At 71.8% G+C, this 21,735-nt stretch carries 16 protein-coding genes; 8 read left to right on the top strand and 8 right to left on the bottom strand.

Annotated elements, in window-relative coordinates; genetic code table 11:
• Nucleotides 1–9 precede the first annotated feature (9 nt).
• The 5 genes from NQU55_RS11825 (at nucleotide 10) to NQU55_RS11805 (ending at nucleotide 6,460) form a co-directional block, all read left to right on the top strand.
• Nucleotides 10–1,074 (top strand): 3-oxoacyl-ACP synthase III family protein, encoded by a 1,065-nt coding sequence (locus NQU55_RS11825; protein ID WP_256790469.1) that lies wholly within the window; start codon nucleotides 10–12, stop codon nucleotides 1,072–1,074.
• A gap of 8 nt (nucleotides 1,075–1,082) precedes the next feature.
• Entirely contained in the window at nucleotides 1,083–1,409 is a 327-nt protein-coding gene (locus tag NQU55_RS11820; protein WP_168096974.1) for an acyl carrier protein, read from the top strand.
• Nucleotides 1,406–3,109 carry an AMP-binding protein gene (locus NQU55_RS11815; protein ID WP_256790467.1) on the top strand — a complete coding sequence of 568 codons (1,704 nt, stop codon included), beginning with the start codon at nucleotides 1,406–1,408 and terminating at the stop codon, nucleotides 3,107–3,109. Before NQU55_RS11820 ends, NQU55_RS11815 begins: the two co-directional genes overlap by 4 nt.
• Before the next feature lie 89 nt (nucleotides 3,110–3,198).
• On the top strand, nucleotides 3,199–5,460 hold the full coding sequence (locus NQU55_RS11810; protein WP_168094007.1) for an MMPL family transporter: 2,262 nt from the start codon (nucleotides 3,199–3,201) through the stop codon (nucleotides 5,458–5,460).
• A 46-nt stretch (nucleotides 5,461–5,506) separates the two neighbouring features.
• A complete protein-coding gene (locus NQU55_RS11805) occupies nucleotides 5,507–6,460 on the top strand; it encodes a class I SAM-dependent methyltransferase (protein WP_168094006.1) in 954 nt (317 codons plus the stop codon).
• 198 nt (nucleotides 6,461–6,658) lie between these two features.
• On the opposite strand, the gene NQU55_RS11800 is transcribed toward NQU55_RS11805, so the two are convergent.
• Nucleotides 6,659–7,015 carry a hypothetical protein gene (locus NQU55_RS11800; RefSeq protein WP_256790464.1) on the bottom strand — a complete coding sequence of 119 codons (357 nt, stop codon included), beginning with the start codon at nucleotides 7,013–7,015 and terminating at the stop codon, nucleotides 6,659–6,661.
• A gap of 232 nt (nucleotides 7,016–7,247) precedes the next feature.
• Between NQU55_RS11800 and NQU55_RS11795 the strand changes: the two genes are divergently transcribed.
• Entirely contained in the window at nucleotides 7,248–7,517 is a 270-nt protein-coding gene (locus NQU55_RS11795) for a hypothetical protein (RefSeq protein WP_168094004.1), read from the top strand.
• A 15-nt stretch (nucleotides 7,518–7,532) separates the two neighbouring features.
• On the opposite strand, the gene NQU55_RS11790 is transcribed toward NQU55_RS11795, so the two are convergent.
• The 3 genes from NQU55_RS11790 to NQU55_RS11780 all read right to left on the bottom strand — a co-directional run bounded on the left by NQU55_RS11790 (nucleotide 7,533) and on the right by NQU55_RS11780 (nucleotide 16,620).
• Nucleotides 7,533–8,393, bottom strand: coding sequence for an ion transporter (locus NQU55_RS11790; RefSeq protein WP_168094003.1), 861 nt, complete (start codon nucleotides 8,391–8,393; stop codon nucleotides 7,533–7,535).
• A gap of 396 nt (nucleotides 8,394–8,789) precedes the next feature.
• Nucleotides 8,790–10,490, bottom strand: coding sequence for an acyl-CoA dehydrogenase (locus NQU55_RS11785; protein ID WP_168094002.1), 1,701 nt, complete (start codon nucleotides 10,488–10,490; stop codon nucleotides 8,790–8,792).
• A gap of 64 nt (nucleotides 10,491–10,554) precedes the next feature.
• On the bottom strand, nucleotides 10,555–16,620 hold the full coding sequence (locus NQU55_RS11780) for a type I polyketide synthase (protein WP_256790459.1): 6,066 nt from the start codon (nucleotides 16,618–16,620) through the stop codon (nucleotides 10,555–10,557).
• 706 nt (nucleotides 16,621–17,326) lie between these two features.
• Between NQU55_RS11780 and NQU55_RS11775 the strand changes: the two genes are divergently transcribed.
• Entirely contained in the window at nucleotides 17,327–17,668 is a 342-nt protein-coding gene (locus NQU55_RS11775) for a hypothetical protein (RefSeq protein WP_240976229.1), read from the top strand.
• A gap of 234 nt (nucleotides 17,669–17,902) precedes the next feature.
• On the opposite strand, the gene NQU55_RS11770 is transcribed toward NQU55_RS11775, so the two are convergent.
• From NQU55_RS11770 to NQU55_RS11760, 3 genes are all read right to left on the bottom strand, one after another.
• On the bottom strand, nucleotides 17,903–18,457 hold the full coding sequence (locus NQU55_RS11770) for a GNAT family N-acetyltransferase (protein ID WP_256790458.1): 555 nt from the start codon (nucleotides 18,455–18,457) through the stop codon (nucleotides 17,903–17,905).
• Between the two features lie 300 nt (nucleotides 18,458–18,757).
• A complete protein-coding gene (locus tag NQU55_RS11765; protein ID WP_168092032.1) occupies nucleotides 18,758–19,564 on the bottom strand; it encodes an SAM-dependent methyltransferase in 807 nt (268 codons plus the stop codon).
• A 331-nt stretch (nucleotides 19,565–19,895) separates the two neighbouring features.
• Nucleotides 19,896–20,270, bottom strand: a complete 375-nt coding sequence (locus NQU55_RS11760) for a winged helix-turn-helix transcriptional regulator (RefSeq protein ID WP_168092033.1) — start codon at nucleotides 20,268–20,270, stop codon at nucleotides 19,896–19,898.
• Nucleotides 20,271–20,373: 103 nt separating this feature from the next.
• Here NQU55_RS11760 and NQU55_RS11755 point away from each other — a divergent pair, with 103 nt between their 5' ends.
• Nucleotides 20,374–21,039, top strand: coding sequence for an NADPH-dependent F420 reductase (locus tag NQU55_RS11755; RefSeq protein WP_168092034.1), 666 nt, complete (start codon nucleotides 20,374–20,376; stop codon nucleotides 21,037–21,039).
• Nucleotides 21,040–21,053: 14 nt separating this feature from the next.
• Here NQU55_RS11755 and NQU55_RS11750 read toward each other — a convergent pair whose 3' ends face one another.
• On the bottom strand, nucleotides 21,054–21,656 hold the full coding sequence (locus NQU55_RS11750) for a hypothetical protein (protein ID WP_168092035.1): 603 nt from the start codon (nucleotides 21,654–21,656) through the stop codon (nucleotides 21,054–21,056).
• Between the last annotated feature and the right edge of the window lie 79 nt (nucleotides 21,657–21,735).

Below are 21,735 nucleotides of genomic sequence, written 5' to 3'. Positions count from 1 at the left end.
AGGAACGGTATGAAATTCCTGGCGATCGAGCACAGCTTTCCGAGCCGCCGGGTCACCAACGACCACGTGCTGAAGGAAGTGAGGGAAGCCAATGCCGCCCACCTGACCGAGGCGGAGCTCGCGACGGTCGAGGAACTGGTACGGGCGTGTTTCACCGCCAGCGGCACCACGGTGCGCTACCACCGGGCCGCGGGGGAGAGCGCGAGCGAACTGGCCACGGACGCCGGGCGCAGAGCCCTGGACGCCTCGGGCCTCGACGCCCTCGACATCGACCTGCTGCTGTACGTCGGGATAGGGCGCGGCGTCGCCGAACCCGCCTCGGCGACCACCTTCCAGGACCTGCTCGGCCTGCGCCGCGCCACCGCCTTCGACATCCTCGACGCCTGCGCGAGCTGGATCCGCGCCCTGCACGTCGCGGACGCCTTCCTGCGCACCGGCGCCTACCGCAACATCATGATCGTCAACGCCGAGTGCAACGCGAGCGACATCTACCGCTACGAGCTCCGGTCGCTGGAGGAGTTCGCCCACTGGCACCCGACCCTGACCATCGGCGAAGCGGCCACCGCCACGATCCTCACCGCGCACCGGAACGGCGCGGACGAGGAGGAAGGATTCGAGGCGAGCTTTCGCACCTGGGGCGAGAAACGCGACCTGTGCTTCGTACCGATGGCCAACTTCGGCGCCTACTTCGGCAAGGAGGTGGACGTCGCCGGCACGCTGCGGCCCCTGCAGTTCGTCTCCTTCGGGCTGAGCCTGATGGAGTTCGGCACCCGGAAGCTGATCGAGCACTACCGGGACCTGCCGCGGTTCGAGGAGTTCAAAGCCGACCTGGTCTTCGGCCACTCCGCCAGCGACGGCGCCGGCCGGCACGTCGTGGAGGCCTGCGGGATCGACGCGGACAAGTACCGCTTCGACCACCGGAACCACGCCAACACCGTCTCCGCCTCGGTGCCGGTCAGCATGTCCGAGGCCCTGAAGAGCGGAGAGCTGGCCGAGGGCGACCGCGTCCTGCTGATGGCGGCCTCGGCCGGAGTCACCACCGCACTGGCGAAGTTCACCTACCACGGACGATGAGGGGGACCATGGACAGGAACGTGGACACGAACGCGGGCCGGGACGCGGACACGAATGTGGGCCGGGATGCGGACGGGAACGTGGACCGGAACGAGGTCTTCGCGCGGCTCGTCGAAACGGTGTCCGCCGAGGACGACAGCATCGACGTCTCCAGGATCCGGCTGGACGAGACGCCCTTCCACGCCTACGGACTGACCTCCCTGACCCAGCTGAGGGTGGGCTCCCGGGTGGCCGAGCTGTTCGGCATCCCCTTCCGGGACAGCGACGCCCTGCTGGCCCTCTCGCCCCTCGGCCTCGTCACCCTGGTGGAGCGCAGGCTGGCGGGTGCGGCATGAACCTGCTGGACGCCGTCCGCGACGCCGTGCGGGGCGCGGACCCGGACCACGGCATCCGCTTCCTCACACCCGGCGAACCCGACGTCGCCATGCCCTACGGGACGTTCCTGCGGACCAGCGCGTGGCTGGGCCGCAAGATGCCCGAGGACACCGCGGTGGTCATCGCGGCCAACGACCCGCTGCCGACCCTGCTGGCGTTCTTCGGCGCGCTGTGGGCCGGCGGACGGCCCCTGATCCTCCCGTCGCCCCGCGCGCTCGGCGGCGAGGAGCCCTTCCGCCGGCACGTCGAACGCACCCTCAAGACCTTTCCCGGCGAGGCGGTCCTCGCCCTCCAGGAAGGCCTGGTGCAGGGGGACTTCCCGGCACCGGGACCCGTCGTGCCCCTGCCGGGCGAGCCCGGCGGCTACGACGCGCTCGCCCCGGGCGAACTGCCGGCGACAGCGGGGCCGGGCGGCGACGCCGTCGCCTTCCTCCAGGCGACCAGCGCCTCGACCGGCGACTCCAAGCTGCTGGCGATCTCCCACGACAACGCCTGCGCCAACCTCGCCGCACTGCGCGTCTCGCTGGGCATGGGCCGCGACGAGCGGATGGTCTCCTGGCTGCCGCTCTACCACGACATGGGGCTCGTCGGCACGGTACTGCTCAGCTTCTTCCACGGCTGGCCGCTGTACCTGATGAAACCCACCGAGTTCATCATGTGGCCCCGCGAATGGATCCTCGCCCTCAGCCGGTACCGGGCCACGATCACCGCCGCGCCCAACTTCGGCTACGACCACGCCCACCGCGCCGTCGACGAGCGGGACCTGACGGGTTGCGACCTGTCCGCCCTGCGCAGCGCGGTCATCGGCGCCGAGCCGATCCGGCTGGCGACCATGGACGGGTTCTACCGCCGCTACCGCCCCTACGGCCTGTCCCGGAGCAGCCTCGTCTGCAGCTACGGCATGGCCGAATCGACGCTGGCCACCAGCATGCCGGAGCCGGGCAGCACCCCGCGCTACGTACTGGTGGACCCCGTCGGCATGGAGAGCGGGGCCCCCGTGCGCCTGCTCGGCGAGGGGCTGCTGGGCGATCCGCCGCCCGAGGGGTACGGGATCCCGGTCTTCTCCGTCGGCCGGGCCCTCAACGGCCTGCACACCGCGCTGACCGACGACGACGGCCGCCCGGTCGAGCAGGAGGCCGTGCTCGGCGAGATCACCCTCCGCGGCACCAGCGTCGCCGCGGGCCCCCTGGACCCGGGCACCGGCCGGCCCCAGCCGTTTCCGGAGGGCGTGCTGCACACCGGCGACCTGGGCTTCCGGCACCGCGGCGACCTGTTCGTCCTGGAACGCAAGAAGCACGTCATCATCCGCCACGGCCGCAACCACCTCGCCGCACTGCTGGAGGAGCAGGTGGCCGCGGTCCTGGACCGCCCCGCCCACGAGGTCATCGTGCTGGACGCCGACATCTACGACCCCGCCAGCGAGATCACCGCCGTCGTCGAGCACCACGACGGCCCGCCCGAGGTGACGGAGGCGCAGGCCGCGGCCCTGCGCGGGCTGGACCTGCCGGTCGACGCGGTGCTGTTCGCACGGCGCCGGGTCATCCCGCGGACCACGAGCGGCAAGAAGCGCTACCACACGACCCGGCAGCGGCTCGCCGACGGGAGCCTGAAGGCCGAATACGTGGTCCGGCCGGCGGACTTGCACGGAACCGGGGCGTAGGGAGCCGAGGAGTACGGATCCGAGGAGTACGGATCCGAGGCGCACGGGAACGAGGCGCACGGAGAGAGCACCCCCTGAAAGAGCTGACTGTGAACGTACCGGAGGAGTCCGAACTGAAGGAGAACGCCGCCGTGCCCGCCGAACCCCGTAATCCCTCACCCCTGCACCGGTGGGGCGGATACATGGCCCGGCACCGGATCCCGGTGCTGGCCGTCTGGATCCTCCTGGTGGTCGCGTCGGCGGTGTTCTACCCCAGCGTGGAGTCGCGGCTGGCCGCGCCCGACTACACGGTCCAGAGCTCGGAGTCGGCGACGGCGCAGAAGCTCATGGCGCGGCACTTCCCGGCCTCGGGCGCCGAACAGGGGGTGGTGGTCTTCCGGTCCGCCCGGCTGACCGCCGACACCCCCGTATACCGGCGTGCCGTCGACCGGGTGCTCGCCGTCATCCCGGCGGACGCGGGCCGCCCGGCCGCCCCCGACTCCTCCTCCGGCCGGATCTCCGCGGACAAGCACGTGGCGGTCGCCACGTTCCCGATGGCCGGCAGCCGGTCGGACCGCGCCGACAGGGCCGGTGACCTGCAGCGGCGCATCCGGGCCGCGGCGGCGGACGGGCCCGTCGAGGCCTATCTGACCGGGCCCTCCGCACTCACCGGCGACCTCTCCGACGTCGAGCTGCGGGACCAGTCCGTCGCCGAGAGCATCGGCGTCCCGATCGCCCTGCTCGCCCTGCTGCTCGCGTTCGGCACGCTGGTCGCCGCACTGATACCGGTCGCGATGGCCCTGGGGTCGGTCCTCGCCTGCACGGCCCTGCTCGGCCTGCTGGCGGGGCCGCTGAACCTCGACCGGTTCGTGACGGTCGTGGCCACGGTCATCGGCATCGGCGTGGGCATCGACTACGCCCTGTTCGTCATCAGCCGGTTCCGCGAGGAACTGGCCCGCCGGACGCCTCCCGACGGCGAGCCGCGCCCGGACAAGGCGGCGCTCCGGGAGGCGGTGCACGCGTCGGTGAGCGTCGCGCTGCGCACGTCGGGCCGCACGGTGCTCACCGCGGGCCTGATCGTCATGGTCGCGCTCGGCTCGATGATCCTGATCCGCGGTCACATCTTCACGGAGATCACCGTGGCCGCCGGGCTCATGGTGGTGCTGTGCCTGCTCACCTCGCTCACCGCGCTGCCCGCCCTGCTCGCCCTGCTGGGGCACCGGGTCAACCGGGGAGCGCTGCCGCGCACGCTGCGGCCCTCCGCGGGCGGGGGCCGACGCGGGGGCCCGGGCGGGGGCCGCTGGGCGGCGTGGGCCCGTACCGTGCTCCGCCACCCCTACCGGCTGGGGCTGCCGGTGCTGGTGCTGGTCGCGGCGATGACCGTGCCGCTGTCCTCGATCCGGCTCGGCGTCGACTGGGGGCTGGCCTCCCTGACCGACACCCCGTCGGGGAAGGGCCAGCAGATCGTCGCCACGTCGTTCAGCCCGGGCGCCGTGGGCCCCGTCCAGGTCGTCGCCTGCGGGCCCGGGGACACCGCGGTGACGGGCGCGCAGCGGCTGGCCGGCGAGGTTCGGCACGACCGGCGCATCACCGAGGTCCTGCCCGTCGAGCGCTCCGGGAAGTGCGCGGGCCTGCACATCGTCCTCGCCGAGCGGGTCGACTCGCCGAAGGCCACCGCGTTCGTCCGGGACCTGCGGTCCGGGCCGGCGCGGACCGCCTTCGCCGGAACGCCGGCGGAGGTCCACGTCGGCGGGCTCAGCGCGGAGTACGTCGACCTGGCCGACGAGACCGCGGGCAAGCTGCCGCTCGTCGTGCTGGTGATCCTCGCCCTGTCGTTCTGCTACCTGCTCGTGGTGTTCCGCAGCGTGCTCGTGCCGGTCAAGGCCGTGCTGCTGAACCTGCTGGCGACGGTCGCCGCGCTCGGCATGACCACGCTGGTGTTCCAGCACGGCTGGGGCGAGGGCCTGTTCGGCTTCACCAGCTCCGGCACGCTGCAGGCCTACCTGCCGGTCGCCCTGTTCGCGCTGCTGTTCGGGCTCTCCATGGACTACGAGATCTTCCTGGTCGGCCGGATACAGGAGGAACGGCTGCGCACCGGGGACGACGCCCAGGCCGTCCCCGCCGGCCTGGAGCACACCGCCCGGCAGATCACCACGGCCGCCGCGATCATGGTCGTCGTCTTCGGCAGCCTGCTGTTCGCCCGCGTCCTCGAACTGAAGCAGTTCGGCTTCGGCCTGGCCTTCGCGGTCCTGCTCGACGCGACCGTCGTGCGCCTGCTGCTCGTACCGGCCGTCATGGGCGTCGCGGGCCGTGCCAACTGGTGGCTCCCCGGCTGGCTGGAGCGACGGCTCCCCGCCGTCTGGAAGGAATGACCCCGAACCCCTCCATGCCCTCCAACCCCTCACGAGAGGACGGCACATGCCCCGGACCAACGGCTACCGCGGCGTCTCCCGGGACGCGGCGCAGAAGCACTACGACGTCTCCGACGAGTTCTTCCAGATCTGGCTGGGACCGAGCCTCGCCTACGCCGGCGGCCTGTGGGAGGACGGCGCCGACACCCTGGAGAAGGCGCAGTTGCGCAAGACCGACTACCTGCTGGGCCAGGCCGGCATCCGGCCCGGGCACCGGGTGCTCGACGTCGGCTGCGGCTACGGAGCCGAGATGCAGCGGATGGTGGAGGAGTACGACGCGGACTCCGTCACCGGCATCACCCTGAGCGAGGCCGCGGTCGAGTGGACCCGCAACCTCGCCATTCCCCGCACCGAAATACGCCTGGAGAACTGGATCGACCACCGGCCCGCCCAGCCGTACGACGCGATCATCTGCGTGGAGGCGATGGAGCACTTCGCCCGCCCCGGGATGTCCGGCCGGGCCAAGACCCGCGGCTACCGCGAGTTCTTCTCCCGCTGCCGGTCCTGGCTGCGACCGGAGGGCCGGCTGGTCATCCAGACCATCACCTGGGGCCACCGCTTCCCCTGGGACCTGGACCTCCTGCGCGGCCTCTACCTCGCCAGCAAGGTCTACCCGGAGTGCAACCCCTCCTACCTGACCGAACTCCAGGCGGCGAGCGACGGCCTGTTCGACCTGGTGGCCCTGCGCAACGACTTCGACCACTACGCCCGCACGCTGAGGTGCTGGCTGGAGAACCTGGACGCCGACCGCGACCGCGCGGCCCAGCTGGTCGGCGAGAAGAAGGCCCGCGACTTCGAACGCTGCATGACGACGGCGGTCCGCGCCTTCTCGGAAGGCTGGCTGCACCTCCACCGCCTGACGTTCCGCCCGGTCCCCGAACCGGTCGGCCCGGCCCGCCGCTTCCTCGTCAACAACGTCCTGGCCCGCGACTCCCTGCCGACCCCGAAGTTCCTGGGCTGACGGGACCCGCCGGCACCGGAGCGGGGCCAGGCGCCCGGGATGGGGGGGGAGGGACCGGGCACGCCCGGTCCCTCCCCCCCCATCCCGCTGTTCGGGGTCAGCCCTAGGCTGAGCCGTCTTTTGGCGGGGACGGACAGCGGCCCGGCCTGTGCTGCGGACGGCCATCCGTCCGGCGGGGCGGTCCGTCGTTGAAGAACGTCAGCCGCGGCGGCGGAAGATGCGCTTGGCGGCGTAGACGATCCCCACGATGAGGAGGATGAAGAACAGGAGGATCAGGATCACCACAACGAGCAGGAATTTGCCCAGCTTGGCGAAGAATCCCTTCTTCTTTTTCTTCTCCTCCTTCGAGGCGAGCTCCACCTTCGCGGGGGCGGCAATGCTCGCGTGAGCATTGCCTGCAGCGGTGGTCGAGTCACCGCCGATGGACGCTGTGACGGCGGCCGGGCGAACCGCCCCGGCCGCCGCCATGGCCGGAGAGGCCGTCGCCGTCACCCCCGCCACTGCCAGGGCGGCGATCACGAAGCCGACGATGGAGCGGGTGATGCGGTGAGTCATTCTGTTCCTGTCGTTGAGGTCCGGAAGCGGCCATGTGCTGCAGGTATGCCACTGTCCGCGGGATGCCCGGGCGCGGCCCGCAGCTCCCGCTTCTACAGTTGCGCAATGTAGCAAGTTTGATCTCGGGAGGCGTACGCGGGGGGAATCGGCCTCGACGCCGGCTCGGAGATACTGGTCGCTTCGAGTCGCCCCTCACCTCGGCAGGGGACATGCAGATAGGAATGAACAAACGATGACGTCTTCGGTCCGCGCTCCGCGACGCGCCGTCACCCCTGGGCAACTTGTCGCGCTCGGGCTGCTCCTCGCGGCCATCGCCGCCCTGGCGACCTGGCACGACGGCTCCCTGTTCTGGGCCGGCTCTCTCGTGGGCATAGCCGGCGTCGCCGGATACTTCGTGCAGTTCGACACGCCCCGCGGGCCTCTGCAATGGCTGCTGGCAGCGCTGGGCTTCTGCATGACCTTCATGTTCGGCGTGCAGTTCCTCATCGGCGCCCTCAGCTGACGTTTCCCTGCCGGCTCACCGGTGGAGGCGGCTCAGCTCCGCCTCCAGATCGTCCAGGGCCGACCGGGCGGCGCTGATCCGCTCACGCAGCAGTCGGGCGTCGCCGTCTTCCCCGCCGGGCTGAAGGCCCTCGTTCTGCTGTTCGGCCTGCTTGGCCTCGTCGAGCGAGGTGATGACGACACCGACCAGCAGGTTGACCAGCACGAAGGAGGCCAGCAGCACGTAGGAGGCGAAGTAGATGATGCTCCAGCGCGAAATCTCCAGACCGGCGCGCACGGTGTCGCCGAGCCCGTCCAGGGTCATGAGCAGGAACAGCGTGAGCACCGCCCGGCCGATGGAACCGAAGTGTCCGGGGTCGTCATCGGCGAAGAAGACCCAGCCGACCATTGCGTACACGTAGAGCATCAAGGTGCCGACGAGCAGAAAGCTGATGGTGCCGGGCAGGCTCTTGGCGATCGCGACGGTGATGACGCGCAACTGAGGAAGGAACCGCGCGGCGCGGAGGACCCGGGCCAGCCGCAGCAGGCGCAGCACGGTCGCGTTCTCCCGCGCGATGGGCAGGACGGCGAACAGCACCACTGCCAGATCGAACAGGTTCCACGGATCGCGGAAGAAGCGACGAGGACGATCCGCGTGAGCCAGACCCCGCAGCACGATCTCGACAGTGAAGAACAACAGGAAACCGTGCTCGGCCGTCTTCAGCACATCGTGCCATCGAGCGTCCAGGCCGGAGTACGTCTCCACGCCGAGCAACCCCGCGTTGGCGAGGATCACGGCGAAGGCCAGGCCACCGAACCAGCCTGACTCGGTAATCCTCCGGCAGCCGCCGGCTAACGCCCGTCGCCCCGTTGCCGGCCCGGCCGTCACGTCGTTCATCCGGCCCTCAGCCCCTACCGCTCACTCATGTTCTTGATCTTGCACGTAACCGCCTCATTATGGGGCCCGGCGAAGACAAGATCGAACTGTTGGCCGGTGCCGGGCCTCCTGCGGCCGTTGAGCCGCGACCGGCGCGCCCCACTGATGCGGGCCCCACCGACGTGGCTCCGAAACAGATGGTGGCCTTGTCTACTTCGCGGTGGTCGAATTCGTTGATGCGCAGGGTGGTCGGCACACGTTCCAGGCCGGGTCATCCGGAGCCAAGGGCCTTCCCGTGGGCCGTGGGGTCCCGGTGCGCTACCTTCCCGAGGCCCCGAAGAGCGCGCATCGACCTCCGCAGGAGACGGATTGCGGAGGTCGCGGCTCTTCTCGCGGGCGGCACCCTGTTCACAGCCATTAGGGTCTGGATGTTCGGAGTTCAGCCGGGACGTCCAGCAGTTCGGTCAGGGCTTCGGTGCGGGGGAGCAGTCGGCGGCAGAGTTCGTTGACCCGCTCGGGCAGCGCGAGGACCTCCCGCGGCCCGAGCAGTCCGTGTGCGAGGTACCAGCCGGTGTGGGGTGCTGTCTGTTCCAGGCAGTGCAGCTCGTACAGGTCGCGGAGCAGAGGGCGGGCGGTTGCGGGGACTTCTGGAGCGTGCCGTGCGTCGCGCAGGGCCTCGGCCGTGGTGCGGGCGGCGTGGGCTTCGGCGAGACGCCCGGCCAGCTCGGTCCGGGCGTTCCAGGAGTCGAAGGGGACGGCCCCGTTCTGCTCGTCGGCGCGCAGGGCCGAGGTGAGCTCGGCGTGCAGGAGGCGTTCCCTGGCGCGGAAGAGGCGTGGCCAGTCACCTGGTGCCGGGTCTTCCTCCGCCGGCGGGCGGTAGTCCGTGCCGGTGACCATCGTCCGGGCGGCGTCGAGCAGGATGAGCCGGTTGTCGCCGCCGGCGGACAGGAAGGTCATGGTCAGGGCCTGATAGCCGATCAGGCGGTGTCCGGGGAAGAAACCGAGCGCGCCGCATGCCGTGCGACAGCGGGAGACGGCTCCCTCGGCCAGGACGGAGACGGCGACCTTGCTCAGCGCCAGGGTGCGCATGCCGGCGGCCGACGGCCCGGCGCCGGTGCCGCCGCCGGGCGGGATGTGCCAGCCCACCGCGGTCACCCGGCGGGCGACCGCGGTCGCGGCCAGGGCGTCGGCCGCGGAGACGAACAGGAGCCGCTGCTGGTTGAGGTGGGCGATGGCCGCGACCTCGCCGGCGAGGCGATCATTGGTCCGGCGATGGCGGGCGTGGGTGAGCGCGAGGGCCACGCTCGCCCGCGCGGTCGCGGCCAGGCCGGCCGTGACCGCCCCCCAGGCGAAGCGGCCCATGCCCAGGCTGCGCCGGGTGCGGGCCTCGGGCCCGTCCAGGGGGTCGTGGAACGATCCGTCTCCGGCAATGGACGCGCCGTCACGCAGCCACCTCCGGTACGGCACCCGCACTCCGTCGAACCGGACCTCCGCGTAGTCCATGGGGAGGAGCGGTGTCGGCGCGAGCGGCTCGATTGTGACGCCCTCGCACGGTCCGTTCTGGTCGCGCAGGGGGACGAGGAAGAGCGCGGTCCCGCGATCCGCGCCGTCGGCCCGGAGGCGGGCGCTCACCACGGCCAGTCTGGCGAAGCCGTCCAATCCCACGTTGGCCGGGCGCTTCGCCGCCTCGGGGGTCGGCGTGTGCAGGACGAACTCGCGCGTCACCGGATCGAAGACCGCCTGTGTGCGGATGGCGGAGCTGCTGTTTCCGTGGCCGGTCTCGTTCATCAGGGCGGCGCCGATCCACTGCCCGGAGGCCAGGTCGGCCACGTCCTCGTGCGGGGCGCCGAAGTCGAGCGCGGGACCGATGGTCATGCAGTGGTGCAGGAACATCACGAAGAACAGGCGCGGGTCCGCCACCGCGCTCAGCTCCAGCACGTCCCGCAGCCGGGCGTGGTCCGCCAGGAGCGGCCGGCCGCCTCCGAGCCGGGACTGGATGTGCCGCAATCCCCGGTAGGGCGACGCCGACGACGGTGGATCGGCGTGCTGCGCCCGGGGCGCCGAGGCGGAAGAGACATCGGCGAGCAGCTTGATGAGGTCGCCGTCGTAGGGGGCCATGTCCGATGCTCCTTGGTACGGGGGATGCTCCAGATATTCGGGGCGTGGGGTGGTACGCCGGGGGCTACGGCGCGTCCGCGATGTCTGCCCACCAGACTCGTACGGCTTCCGCCAGTGCACCGGCGTGGGCGCCGAGCATGGTGAAGTGGTCGCCCGGAACCGTCCGTTCGATGTGCGGCAGCTGCCACCGGCGGGCCCACCATCCGTCCTCGGAGAGCTCCGGGACGGCCTGCTGCGCGCGGAGCAGAAGCGTCGGGGTGCCGACCCGTACGGGCTGCCAGCCGTCCAGTACGCGCAGGTATCCGCCGGCGGCGGTGAGCCGGTGCGCGGAGACGCCGTGCTCCGTGAAGGCCTGCTGCCGTACGGCAGCAGCGCTGAGGAGGCGGGGCAGTACGTCGCTCCGGAAGGTCCGGTCGGGCCACGGCGGGTCCAGCAGGACCAGCCCGTGTGCGGGCTGGTCCTGCTCCTCAAGTCGCGCGGCGACGGCGTGGGCGATCAGCCCGCCGGAGGAGTGCCCGCACAGGAGGAACGGCCCGTCGGCGGCGTACCGGCCGACCGCCGTCGCGTGCGCGGCGGTGAGGGCGTCGAGGTCGCGGGGGAGGGGCTCGTCCTCGGCGAAGCCGGGCTGCGGGAGTACGAGTACCTCGTGGTCGTCGCGCAGCGCCTCGGCGACAGGGGTGTATTCGTGCGGTCCGGAGGCCGGGAGCAGCGAGGGGAAGCACATCAGCGGGGGACGGCCGCCTGCCGGCCCGAGCCGGACGGTGCGGGGTGCGTGCTCCGGTGCGGTCTCGGCGCCGAACGTGCGGCGGAGCCGGGCCGCCGCCCGGATCAGCTCGACGGCGGCCTGTCCCTCCCCGGTCAGGCAGGCTTGCCGGTACAGGGCGTCGAGGGTGTCCGGCATCTCATGGGCGGTGCTGCGGGGGCCGGGCTCCCGCTGCCGGAGGTCGTCGAGGAGTCGCCACAGGTGGGCGCTCAGCGCCCGGGGCGTTCGGTGATCGAGGACGACGGTGGACGGCAGGGGGAGACCGAGTACGTGAGCCAGCCGGCTGCGTAGCTCCACCGCGGCAAGCGACCCCGTGCCGATCTCGGCGAACACCGCGTCCGGGCCGGCCTGGTCGCCGTCACGGTATCCGAGGACGGCCGCGGTGTGGTGTTGCACGAGCGCAAGGAGCGCGGACTCGCTGGCCGGGAGCGGCAAGTCTTCAGCCGAGTCGGGTGAGCCGGGTGAGCTGGGAGAGCCGTACGAGTCGAGTGATTCGGCCGGGCTGCCGGCGCTCCGGCCGGTCGTCGCGACAGCCTCAACCTCAACCGTCTCGCCGGGCCGCGGGGCTGGTCGTGCGGCTGCAGCTGCGCCTGCCGCCCCGGCCGTTATCCAGTGGCGCTCGCGCCGGAACGGATAGGTCGGCAGCTCGACGTGGCGGGCCGCGCGTCCGGCGAAGGCGTTCTTCCAGGCCACCGGACCCCCGCTGCTGAAGGCCTCCGCCGCGGAGAGCAGAAAGCGCCGTTCGTCGCCCTCGCCCCGCCTGAGGGTTCCCACCGCCGAGACGGGCCGCCCGGCCGCCTCGGCGGTCTCCAGGACCGGGTAGGTGAGGACGGGATGGGGACTGACTTCGATGAAGTGGGTGAAGCCCTCGTCCAGCAGCGCGCGGACCGCCCTGTGGAACTCGACCGGGCGGCGGAGGTTGCGGTACCAGTAGTCCGGGGTCAGCCGCGTGGCGTCGAGCGGGCCCGGCTCGACGGTGGAGAAGAAGCGGGTGGGCGCGGGCCGGGGCGCGATGCCGTCGAGCGCGTGCGCCAGGCGGGGGCGGAGGCTGTCCACGTGGGCGCTGTGGGAGGCGTAGTCGACCGCGAGGCCGGTCGCTCGTACGCCGCGAGCACCGAGCTCGTCGAGCAGGGCGCCGACGGCACGGCGATCGCCGGAGACCACAGTGGAGCGAGGGCCGTTGTCGGCGGCGAGGAACAACCGGCCCCGGTAGGCGGCCAGATGATCCAGATGAGTGGCCACATCGTCCCGGGACAGGGCCACGGCCGCCATCCGTCCGCCCGGCAGCTCCCGGACGGCGGCGGCGCGCCGGGCGACGACCTTCGCGGCGTCCGCCAGTGACAGGGCGCCGGACACGCAGGCGGCGGCGATCTCCCCCTGGCTGTGCCCGACCACCGCGTCCGGGCGCACTCCCAGCGACTGCCATACGGCACTGAGCGCGACCATCACGGCGAACAGGGACGTCTGCGCGACATCGACACGGCTCAGCGGCGGCTGACCGGCCTCCTGGCGTAGTACGGCACGCACGGACCAGTCGACATGCGGCGCGAGAGCCTCCTCGCACGCCGCCAGGGACCGCTCGAACACCTCGGACTCGATCAGCAGGTCCGCTGCCATGCCCTCCCACTGGGAGCCCTGCCCGGGGAAGACGAAGACCGTGCCGCCGCCTTCGGGTCGGGCCAGGCCTCCGACCGCGTGGGCGGGCAGGGCGCCGTCGGCGATTCCGCGCAGCCCGGCGATCCCGCGCAGCCCGCTGATCAGCTCCGTCCGCTGTCGTGCGACGACCACCGCACGGTGCTCGAACACGGGCCGGGAGGCGGCCAGTGCCCGGCCCGCCTGGAACACGTCGGCCGACTCGGCGACGGGCAGCAGCCGCGATGCCATGTCGCGCAGGGCCTGGGCGCTACGAGCGGAGAGCACCCAGGGCAACGCCCGGTCACCGTCCGGCCGGCCACCCCCCTCCTCGGCCGGCACCGCGGTGGGGGCGGGCTGTTCGAAGGGAGCGGGGGCGGCGGCGGGCTGTCCGAAGGGGGCGGGGGCGGGGGCGGGGGCCTCTTCCAGGATGACGTGGGCGTTGGTGCCGCTGATCCCGAAGGCCGACACCCCGGCCCTGCGGATCCGTTCGGAGCGCGGCCACGGCCGGGGTGTGAGCAGCAGCCGTACACCGCTGGTGTCTGCGGCCGCCGGTGGGGAGTCGAGGTCGGTGTGGAGGGTGCGCGGCAGCACGCCGTGTCGTAGCGCCTGGACCGTCTTGACGACGCCGGCGATCCCGGCGGCGGCCTGGGTGTGCCCGATGTTCGACTTGACCGAGCCCAGCCACAGCGGCCGGTCCTCGGCACGGTCGTCGCCGTACGCGGCACACAGGGCCGCAGCCTCGATGCGGTCGCCCAGTGGTGTGCCCGTTCCGTGCGCCTCGACCGCGTCGATCTGACCGGGCGTGAGCCCGGCGTCGACCAGGGCCTGCCGGATCACGCGCTGCTGGGCGAGCCCGTTGGGAGCGGTGAGGCCGTTGCTCGCGCCGTCCTGGTTCACGGCCGAACCGGCGATCACGGCGAGGACCGGATGGCCGCGCTCCCGGGCCCGGGAGAGCCGTTCCAGCACCAGCACGCCCGCTCCCTCCGCCCATGCCGCGCCGTCGGCCGAGGACGCGAAGGCCTTGCACCGGCCGTCCGGCGCGAGGGCTCCCTGGCGGCTGAAGTCCACGAACGAGGCCGGGGTCGCCATCACGGTCGCGCCGCCGGCCAGGGCCAGAGAGCATTCGCCGCGGCGCAGCGCCTGGGTCGCGAGGTGCAGGGCCACCAGGGAGGAGGAGCAGGCGGTGTCGACGGTGAGCGCGGGTCCGGTCAGGCCGAGGGCGTACGCGATACGTCCGGAGGCGACGCTCGCCGCGTTGCCGGTGAGCAGCAGGCCGTCGAAGCGCTCGGGTGCCTCGGCCACCCGCGGTGCGTAGTCCGGGGCCATCAGCCCGATGAAGACCGCGGTGTCGGAGCCGCGCAACGCGGTCGGGTCGAGCCCCGCGCGTTCGAGCGCTTCCCAGCTCGTCTCCAGCAGGAGCCGTTGCTGGGGGTCCATGGCCAGCGCTTCGCGGGGCGATATGCCGAAGAAACGGGCGTCGAACTCCGCGGCTCCGGTGAGGAAGTGACCGTGGTGCGTGGTGGAGCGCCCGGGGTGGCCGGGGTCCGGGTGCCTGAGCCGGGCGAGGTCCCAGCCGCGGTCGGCAGGAAAGGGGCCGGCCGTGTCCCGGCCGTCGACGAGGAGGTGCCACAGGTCCTCGGGGGAGCGGACGTCGCCGGGGAAGCGGCAGCCGATGCCGGTGATCACGACCGGGTCGTGGTGGTCCGGTGCCGGTGCGGGGCGCCGGCCCTTCTGGCCCACTCGGTCGGTCCGCTGGTCCTGCCGGTGACCGGTGGTGAGGCCGGTGAGGTGACGGGCGAGTTCCCGGGGAGTCGGGTGGTCGAAGAGGGCGGTCGTCGGTAACGGCAGCCCGGTCGCCTCCGACAGGCTGAGGGCGAGGCGTACTGCGGCGAGCGAGCCGACCCCCGATTCCCGGAACGTCCGGTCGGGAGCGGGAGCGGGTGCGGGTGCGGGTGCGTCTGCCGTGCCGGCCGGCAGGAGACGAGCGACCTCGCGGCGTATCAGCTCCAAGGCGCCGTGGAGGGATCCGGGTTGCGGCGGGGTGTCCGGGATTGCCTGCCGGGGCGTGGTTGCGGACCCGGGAGGGCGGTCGAGCAGCCGGGCCAGACGGCCGCGGGCGATCTTTCCGGTGGGGGTGATCGGTATCTCGTCGACCAGGTGCAGCTCCAGTGGCTGCTGGACGTCGGACGCGCCCTTGCCCGCCAGGTGGGCCCGTACCTCCTCCAGGCCGATGGCGGCCCCGTGCCGCAGGACGGCGACGAGGCAGGGGTACTGACCGAGCCGGGCGTCGGAGCGGGCGGTGACGGCCAGCGCGGAGAACTGCGGCAGGTCGCCGAGCATGGTCTCGATCTCGGAGGCGCTGACCTTCGTTCCTCCGACGTTGATGACCTCCGCGTCGCGCCCCTGGTGGGTGAAGGTGCCGTCCGCGTTCCGGCGGGCCAGGTCCCCGGTACGCAGCCAGCCGTCGGCGGTGAAGGCCTCCCGGGTCCGCTCGGGATCCCCGAGGTAGCCGAGGAACGTGTGCGGTCCCCGGTACTGGAGTTCACCGGTGATGCCTTCGGGGCAGGGGGCGCCTGTGTCGTCCACCACGCGGGCGTCGCAGCCGCTGAGCGGGCGGCCGATACTGTCGACGGCGACGTCCGGAGGATCGCCGGGCCGGGTCACGGTGCCCGCGCCCAGCTCCGACATGCCCCACTGGACGATCACCGATGCCCCGGTCAGGCGGCGCAGGCCGGTCACGAGCGGACCGGGAACGGCCGTGCCGCCCGTGCGTATCTCGCGCAGGCGCGGATGCCCGGTTGCGGGCTCGTCGCGCAGGGCCGCCGTCAGGTCGCGCAGCTGGGCCGGTACGGCGAAGAGCACGTTCGCCCCGGTGCGGTCGGCGAGCGTGCGGAAGGCCGGGGCGTCCCAGTGCGGCAGCAGGGCTTGCCGGCTTCCCGTGAGGAGCGCGAGGTGGACGGACAGCAGGCCGAAGAGATGGGTGAACGGGCCGGCGCTGACGATGGTGTCGTCGGCCCTCGCGCCGCCGTCCAGGGCCACGGTCGCGGCGTTCGACAAGAGTGTGGCGTGGCTGTGCATGCAGAGTTTGGGCCGCTCCGAGGTGGTGCCCGACGACGGCAGCAGGGCGAACGGCTGCTCGGCCGTCACTTCCACGGGCCGGGGCGAGACCGTGCGGTGCTCGTCGACGAGCGTCTCGTACGTGGCCATGCGGGCGTCCTGCCCTGCCGGGCGCTCTTCCGCCGATGCCGCCGTCCGGGCCCCGCCGACGGTCAGGACGAGCTCGAGCGCGTTCAGCCGGGCCGGCAGCCGCTTGCCCAGCGCCGCACCGTCCACCTGCCGGTAGCCGGCAGGCAGGATGAGCGCGCGAGCCGACGCCCGGCGCATCAGCGTCAGCAGATCCCGCTCGCCGTAGGCGAGATGGAGCGGCAGAAGCACTGCACCGGCCGCGGCCACCGCGGTGTGGGCGACCAGGAATTCCCAGCAGTTCGGCAGGTGGACGGCCACCACGTCACCCACCCCGATGCCACGGGCCTGCAGTCCCGCGGTCAGGGCACGGGACTCGGAGTGCCACTGCGCCCACGAGCGGGGGCTGCCGTGGCCGACGACGGCCGGAGCGTCGCCGTTCGCCGCGACGGCCGCGGCGAATACCTCCTGCAGTGTCGTACGAGCACGTCCCGCCGTGGTGGTGGGACCCGAGGCGGTGCGGAGATAGTCGTGGACCGTGATCGCCATGCGTGGATCCTGCCCTGCGCCCGTCCTGCTTGTCAGCCCCGCCGACGGCGTGCAGCATGTCGCCGCCCAGCGGCAGGCCCCGGGAAGACCAGTGCTGCGGCATGGGCCACGTCGCGGCGAGCCGCCGCGGTCTCCTGCTCCTCCTCCTCGGTGAGCCGCGGCAGCAGGTTCTGTACGACTGAAGGCCGCCATCCGGGGCGACCGAGGTCCGGAGGCAACCCCCCATTGGTTGATGACGATGTGGCACGGCGGTGAACTCCGGATTCCCCGCTCAAGTAGGCCCGGAGGGGGCAGAAGGCGCAATGGCGCCTTCCGGTCCGGCGCCCCCGCCCCTGTCTGTCCCAGCGCCCGCCACAGAGGCCCCGACGCTCCGGAGCCGCGGTTCCTCACCTGGCGTGGCCGGACGCTGACGAGGCAGGGCCCCGGACGAGTCGGACCGGAGGTTGCGCCCCCTGAGCGGGGTAGAGGATTCCGGCACAGCTGATACACGATCACGCACGCGGCGGATACGGCCCGCGGCCGCCACGGTGGCCGATAACGGCGGGCCGGGCACACCGTCATCGACTTCGATTCGGGCCGCGGCGGCGAGGCGGTGCCGAGGAGGCGGAAGTCGGCGTCCTGTGCGGAGTGGAGGCAGACGACTTCTCGCCCCGCGGCTCTCGAATTAGAGGTGCTCGCCCCCAACTGGAGGTGACAGCATGCGGCCATGCCCTTTCCGCACCCCGACGGCGACTACATGATAACCGCGATGTACTCCGTACCCGATGAAGCCTGGTACCTGGAACTGGAACTCGCTGCTAAGCAACTCCACCTTATGACCGCGGTCGTCCCCGACGAGGACCCTGCACGGGAGCCGACGGTGTGTTTCGAGCCTCACGGGCGACACGTGCAAATCCCCTACGAGGCCATGCGCTGGTTCCTGGACCAGGTCGATGAGGAGATCCGCTCAGCCCGCGGCTGGATGCAGCTGCGACCGGAGCTCGTAGAGGCCGTCTACGAACTGCGCCAGGAATACATGGGTGCCATCAGCGATGACGACTTTCCATAGATCCTGGCCGAGGTGGGTGCCTCGCTCCCCGAAGCAGACCTCCCCGCCGTTCTTGCGGCCGCCTTCGGACGGAATCCCGACGGCACCGCCGTGGACCATCCGTAACTGCTGAGGCTTGCAGATGACCAAGGAGACAGGTCCTTTGAACCGGCCGTCGGGTGTGTGGGAGGCCGAGGGGTGGTGGTGGAAGCCGGTGGGGCCGACGGCGGCACCGCCGTCGGCCCCACCGGGGGTCTACTTGCCGAGGTCGTGCCGTGTGAATCCGAAGCGGGCCACGCGTGCGGCGGTCTCGGCGTCGGCCGGGGTGGTGTCGTATCGCTGGAAGCCGGCCTTCTCCAGAACGCGGACGGAGGCAGGGTTGGACAGTTCCACGCCGGCGGTCACGGTGTGGACGCCGGGTGCGGCGAGGGCGAAGGCGGCGAGGGCCCGGGTGGCCTCGGTGGCGTAGCCCCGGCCGCGCCGGGAGGCGACGACGCCGTAGCCGAGTTCGAGGACCCCCTCGGCGGGTGGCCAGAACAGGCCGATCGAGCCCACGACGACACCGCTGTCCCGCTCGATGATCAGCCGGTGGCCGTACGCGCCGAGCCAGTCGGGGTTGTCGCGGAGGAGGCTCGCGATGACACGGTCGCCCTCGGAGGGGAAGTCTGCGGCCCAGTCGGCCGGCCGGGCGCTGCCCTCGCTGTCGAGGGCGGTGATGGCCTCGGCCGTAGTCCAGGTGCGCAGGACGAGACGCTCGGTGGTCAGCTCGGTGGTCGGCTTGGTGAGGTTCTTCGAAGGGGAGGAATGCACGTGTGACTCCTGGCCGGTGGAATGACCCGGGCCGCGTCGCGTTGCTTCAGCGCGCGGACCGGAAAAGGGCATGCTGAGAAAGGCCGCTGACGGCCATATTCATCAACCTCCCCGGACCGGAGTCGTGTTCGCGCAGAACCTGCGCCGGAGTGACCGTAACAGGTGGAGTGGAGAGCTCCGAGCTCAGGCCGGGTTACGTCAACCCTTGCCCGAGCCGGACGGACCTCCTCGCTCGCCCTCTCCCCGGGACGGGCTTCGATTCCGGGGGCGTGTCGCGCGGTGCCGGGGGCTGCCGTCCGTTCACCGTTTGCGGGCGGTCAGCAGGCCCAAGGAGAGGTGTTCTCCGCCGTCCTCGGTGAGCATGTCGATGACCGGCCGGTTGGCCTGCTCGCCGTCGGGCTGGTGCTCGGCGCACGCGCGCGCCCACAGCAGCCAGTCGCGCCAGCCGTCCTCCTGCAGCCGCGCGGAGGAGACGTCCACCAGTTCGGTGACCTCCCACTGGAAGCGCCACCATTCCGCTGTATGCCACGCCATCGCCTCCCAGCCGACCACGCGCTTGATGTGGGGCGGGATCACTCCCAGGTCGCGGACCTCGCGGGTCATGGCGGGAGTGGCTACCCCCAGTTGACCGCCGGGGCGGAGGAAGCGGGACAGGTAGGGCAGGTAGCTGTCGGCCGTGCCGAAGTACTCGAACGCGTCGATGCTCACGATCGCGTCGAAACTCTCCGCCTCGAACGGCAGCACGTGTGCCTCCGTCCGTACTGCGCTGACCCGGTCGCCGACCCCCGCCTCGGCGAAGACCGCGGCCGCGTCCTCCGCGGGGATCCACCAGTCGGCGGCGACGACGTCCACGCCGAACTCCCGGGCGAGGAAGACGGAGGTGGCACCCTTGCCGGAGCCGAGGTCGAGGACCCGCATCCCCGGGCGCAGATCAAGGTCCCGGGCCAGGTCCTCCAGGAGCCACAACGGGTTCGGGCCCATGTCGAGACTGACGAGCCAGGCCGGTTCGTAGCGGGAAGACCGCGGGTATCGGTCGGGCCGCACAAGATCATTCAGAGCAGTCACCGACGAACTCAAACCCGCGTCACGTCCCGTGCGCAAATCCATTTCTGCGTACAGTGCCACCCTGGTCGGGGTGGCACTGCCCTCCGCTTGCGGGCCGCCCACCTGGCGCCCCGCACGGCCGAGCCGCGATCCCGCTGCTGATGCTGCCCATGTGCCCATGTGCCCATGTGCCCATGTGCCCGTGGCGGCTGCCGTTCGCCTTCCACTTCCCCATGAGGCTGCCCCAGCCGCGCACGAGGGCGCAGCAGGTGGAGGCGAGGCGGCCCTCAGAGGTCTTCTGCCTCATGCGCGACGCGGGGCACTTCACAGCCGAAGAGGGCCACCGCACCTTGCGGCAAGTCGAGAGGGGGAAACCCGTCCTCCGCTTCCGGTATCAGCGGGTGCCGAAGCGATCCTGGGAGGCCAGGACGGTGTCCGCGTAGCGGGCGGCCCAGGCGCCCATCGCGCGGATGGGAACCAGCAAAGCCTCGCCGGCCTCAGTGAGGGCGTAGTCGACGCGCGGGGGCGCCTCGGCGTAACGATGGCGCTCCACCAGGCCGTTGCACTCCAGCCGGCGCAGCGCGTCGTTGAGTACTTTCGGGCTGATCCCGCCGATCCGGTCCAGCAGGTCGCGTGGGCGCATCGGGCCGCCCTCGCCAAGGATGAAGACCACCACGCTGTCCCACCGGTTCGCCAGCACCTCGAAGGCGACCCGGGCCCGGCAGTCCGCCGCAAACCCGTCTCCCGCCAGTTCCTCACGCTCTCCCATGCGCCCATCCTGCCCGGCTGATGCACACCGCGCGGTGTGCATCAGCCCGCCTAGCGTTCGGGGCATGACATCCCATGAGGCAAGAGCAAAGACAAGCAGCGCCATGCGCATCGGCATTCTCGGCACGGGCTCGATGGCCACCGCCCTGGGCGGTGCCTGGGCGCGGGCCGGGCACAGCGTCCTGGTGGGCGGGCGGAACGCGGCGGCCGCAGCCACGGCTGCAGCAGAAATCAAAGCCGCCGGGCACGGCAGCCTGACCGAGGCAGCTGCCTACGGCGAGGCAGTCCTGATGGCCGTACCAGCGGACAGCGCACCACGGTTGGCCCAGGAACTCGCCCCCGTTCTGGCCGGACGGACTGTGCTCGACTGCACCGTGCCCATGGCGCCCGGCCCGGACGGGCCCTCGCTGACCACCGCCGGCGGCACGGACTCCATCGCCGCGCGCATCGCGGCCGCCGCGCCGGCCGCCGGCGTCGCCAAGGTCTTCGGCATCTGCCACGAAAGCATCTGGACCCTTCCGCGACCTGCCTTCGAAAACACGCCCCTGGCCGTGCCATTCTGCGCCGGCACCCCCGCCGCGGCCGCCCTCACGGCAGAGCTCATCACGTCGATGGGCTGTTCCCCGCTGCCCTGCGGCGGACTGCCCCGCGCGGCGCTGCTGGAGGCGGCCGCGATCTTCGCCGTCGGCGTGTGGTGGTCCGGCGGCGAGGCACGTCACGCCTTCCCTTCCCCCGCCCTGGCACCCGGCGCGGTCGACGACGAGCCCTAAGGACTCTCCGGTGACTACTGCGTGGTCTTCACACCTCGGACATGGACGACTCGGCCGGGTTCGCCCAGGCCGGCGCGATCGATCCGGCCACGTCCGCGGTCCACGCCCTCAGCCGCCAGACGTTCTTGCAGCTCAGGTGGGGCGAGCGGCGTCTCGAAGCCTTCGCTGAGGCCTCGTCCGTTGTCGGCGTACTCGTAGCGGAGGGCGTAGACCTTCCCCTCGTGCAACCACTCGCAGCGGATCAGGGGCCGCGCGAGGATCGCCTCGAACCAGATGGCCGTCCGGATTGCCGTCTCCGTGGGGTTTCCGGCTGTGGTGAAGGTGAACTCGGTCGGTATGTCGGGGAGGGTGAAGTTCTGGTTGTGGAGCCTGTCGGCGCGGACGGTCCTCCCGTCGAAGTGGGCCCCGATGGTCAGCACGCCCCGGTTGCGTTCTGGATCTCCGATGTCCAGATAGGCAAGCATCTCGCCGTACGGGGTATGCCGGGCGGGCAGCAGGACCGTGCTCAGCGGGTCCACCGGCCAGGCGCTCGCGCGGGCAGCAAGGACGGCTGCGAACTCCTGCTCCGCGGGGGTCAGGTCGCCCGTCTCGTGTTCGAACCAGGGAACTTCCTTCACGGCTGCACTCTACGGGGCGAGGTGCTCGTGCCAGGTGGTGAGGAGAGGTTGTGGAGCTGCTTCCGGCGACCTGGACGAC

The sequence above is a fragment of the Streptomyces telluris genome (genome assembly GCF_024519335.1).
In the GTDB taxonomy this organism is placed as follows: Bacteria; Actinomycetota; Actinomycetes; order Streptomycetales; family Streptomycetaceae; genus Streptomyces; species Streptomyces telluris.
The sequence above is the reverse complement of the archived record's forward strand: the minus strand, read 5'-3'. Positions and strand labels throughout refer to the sequence as shown.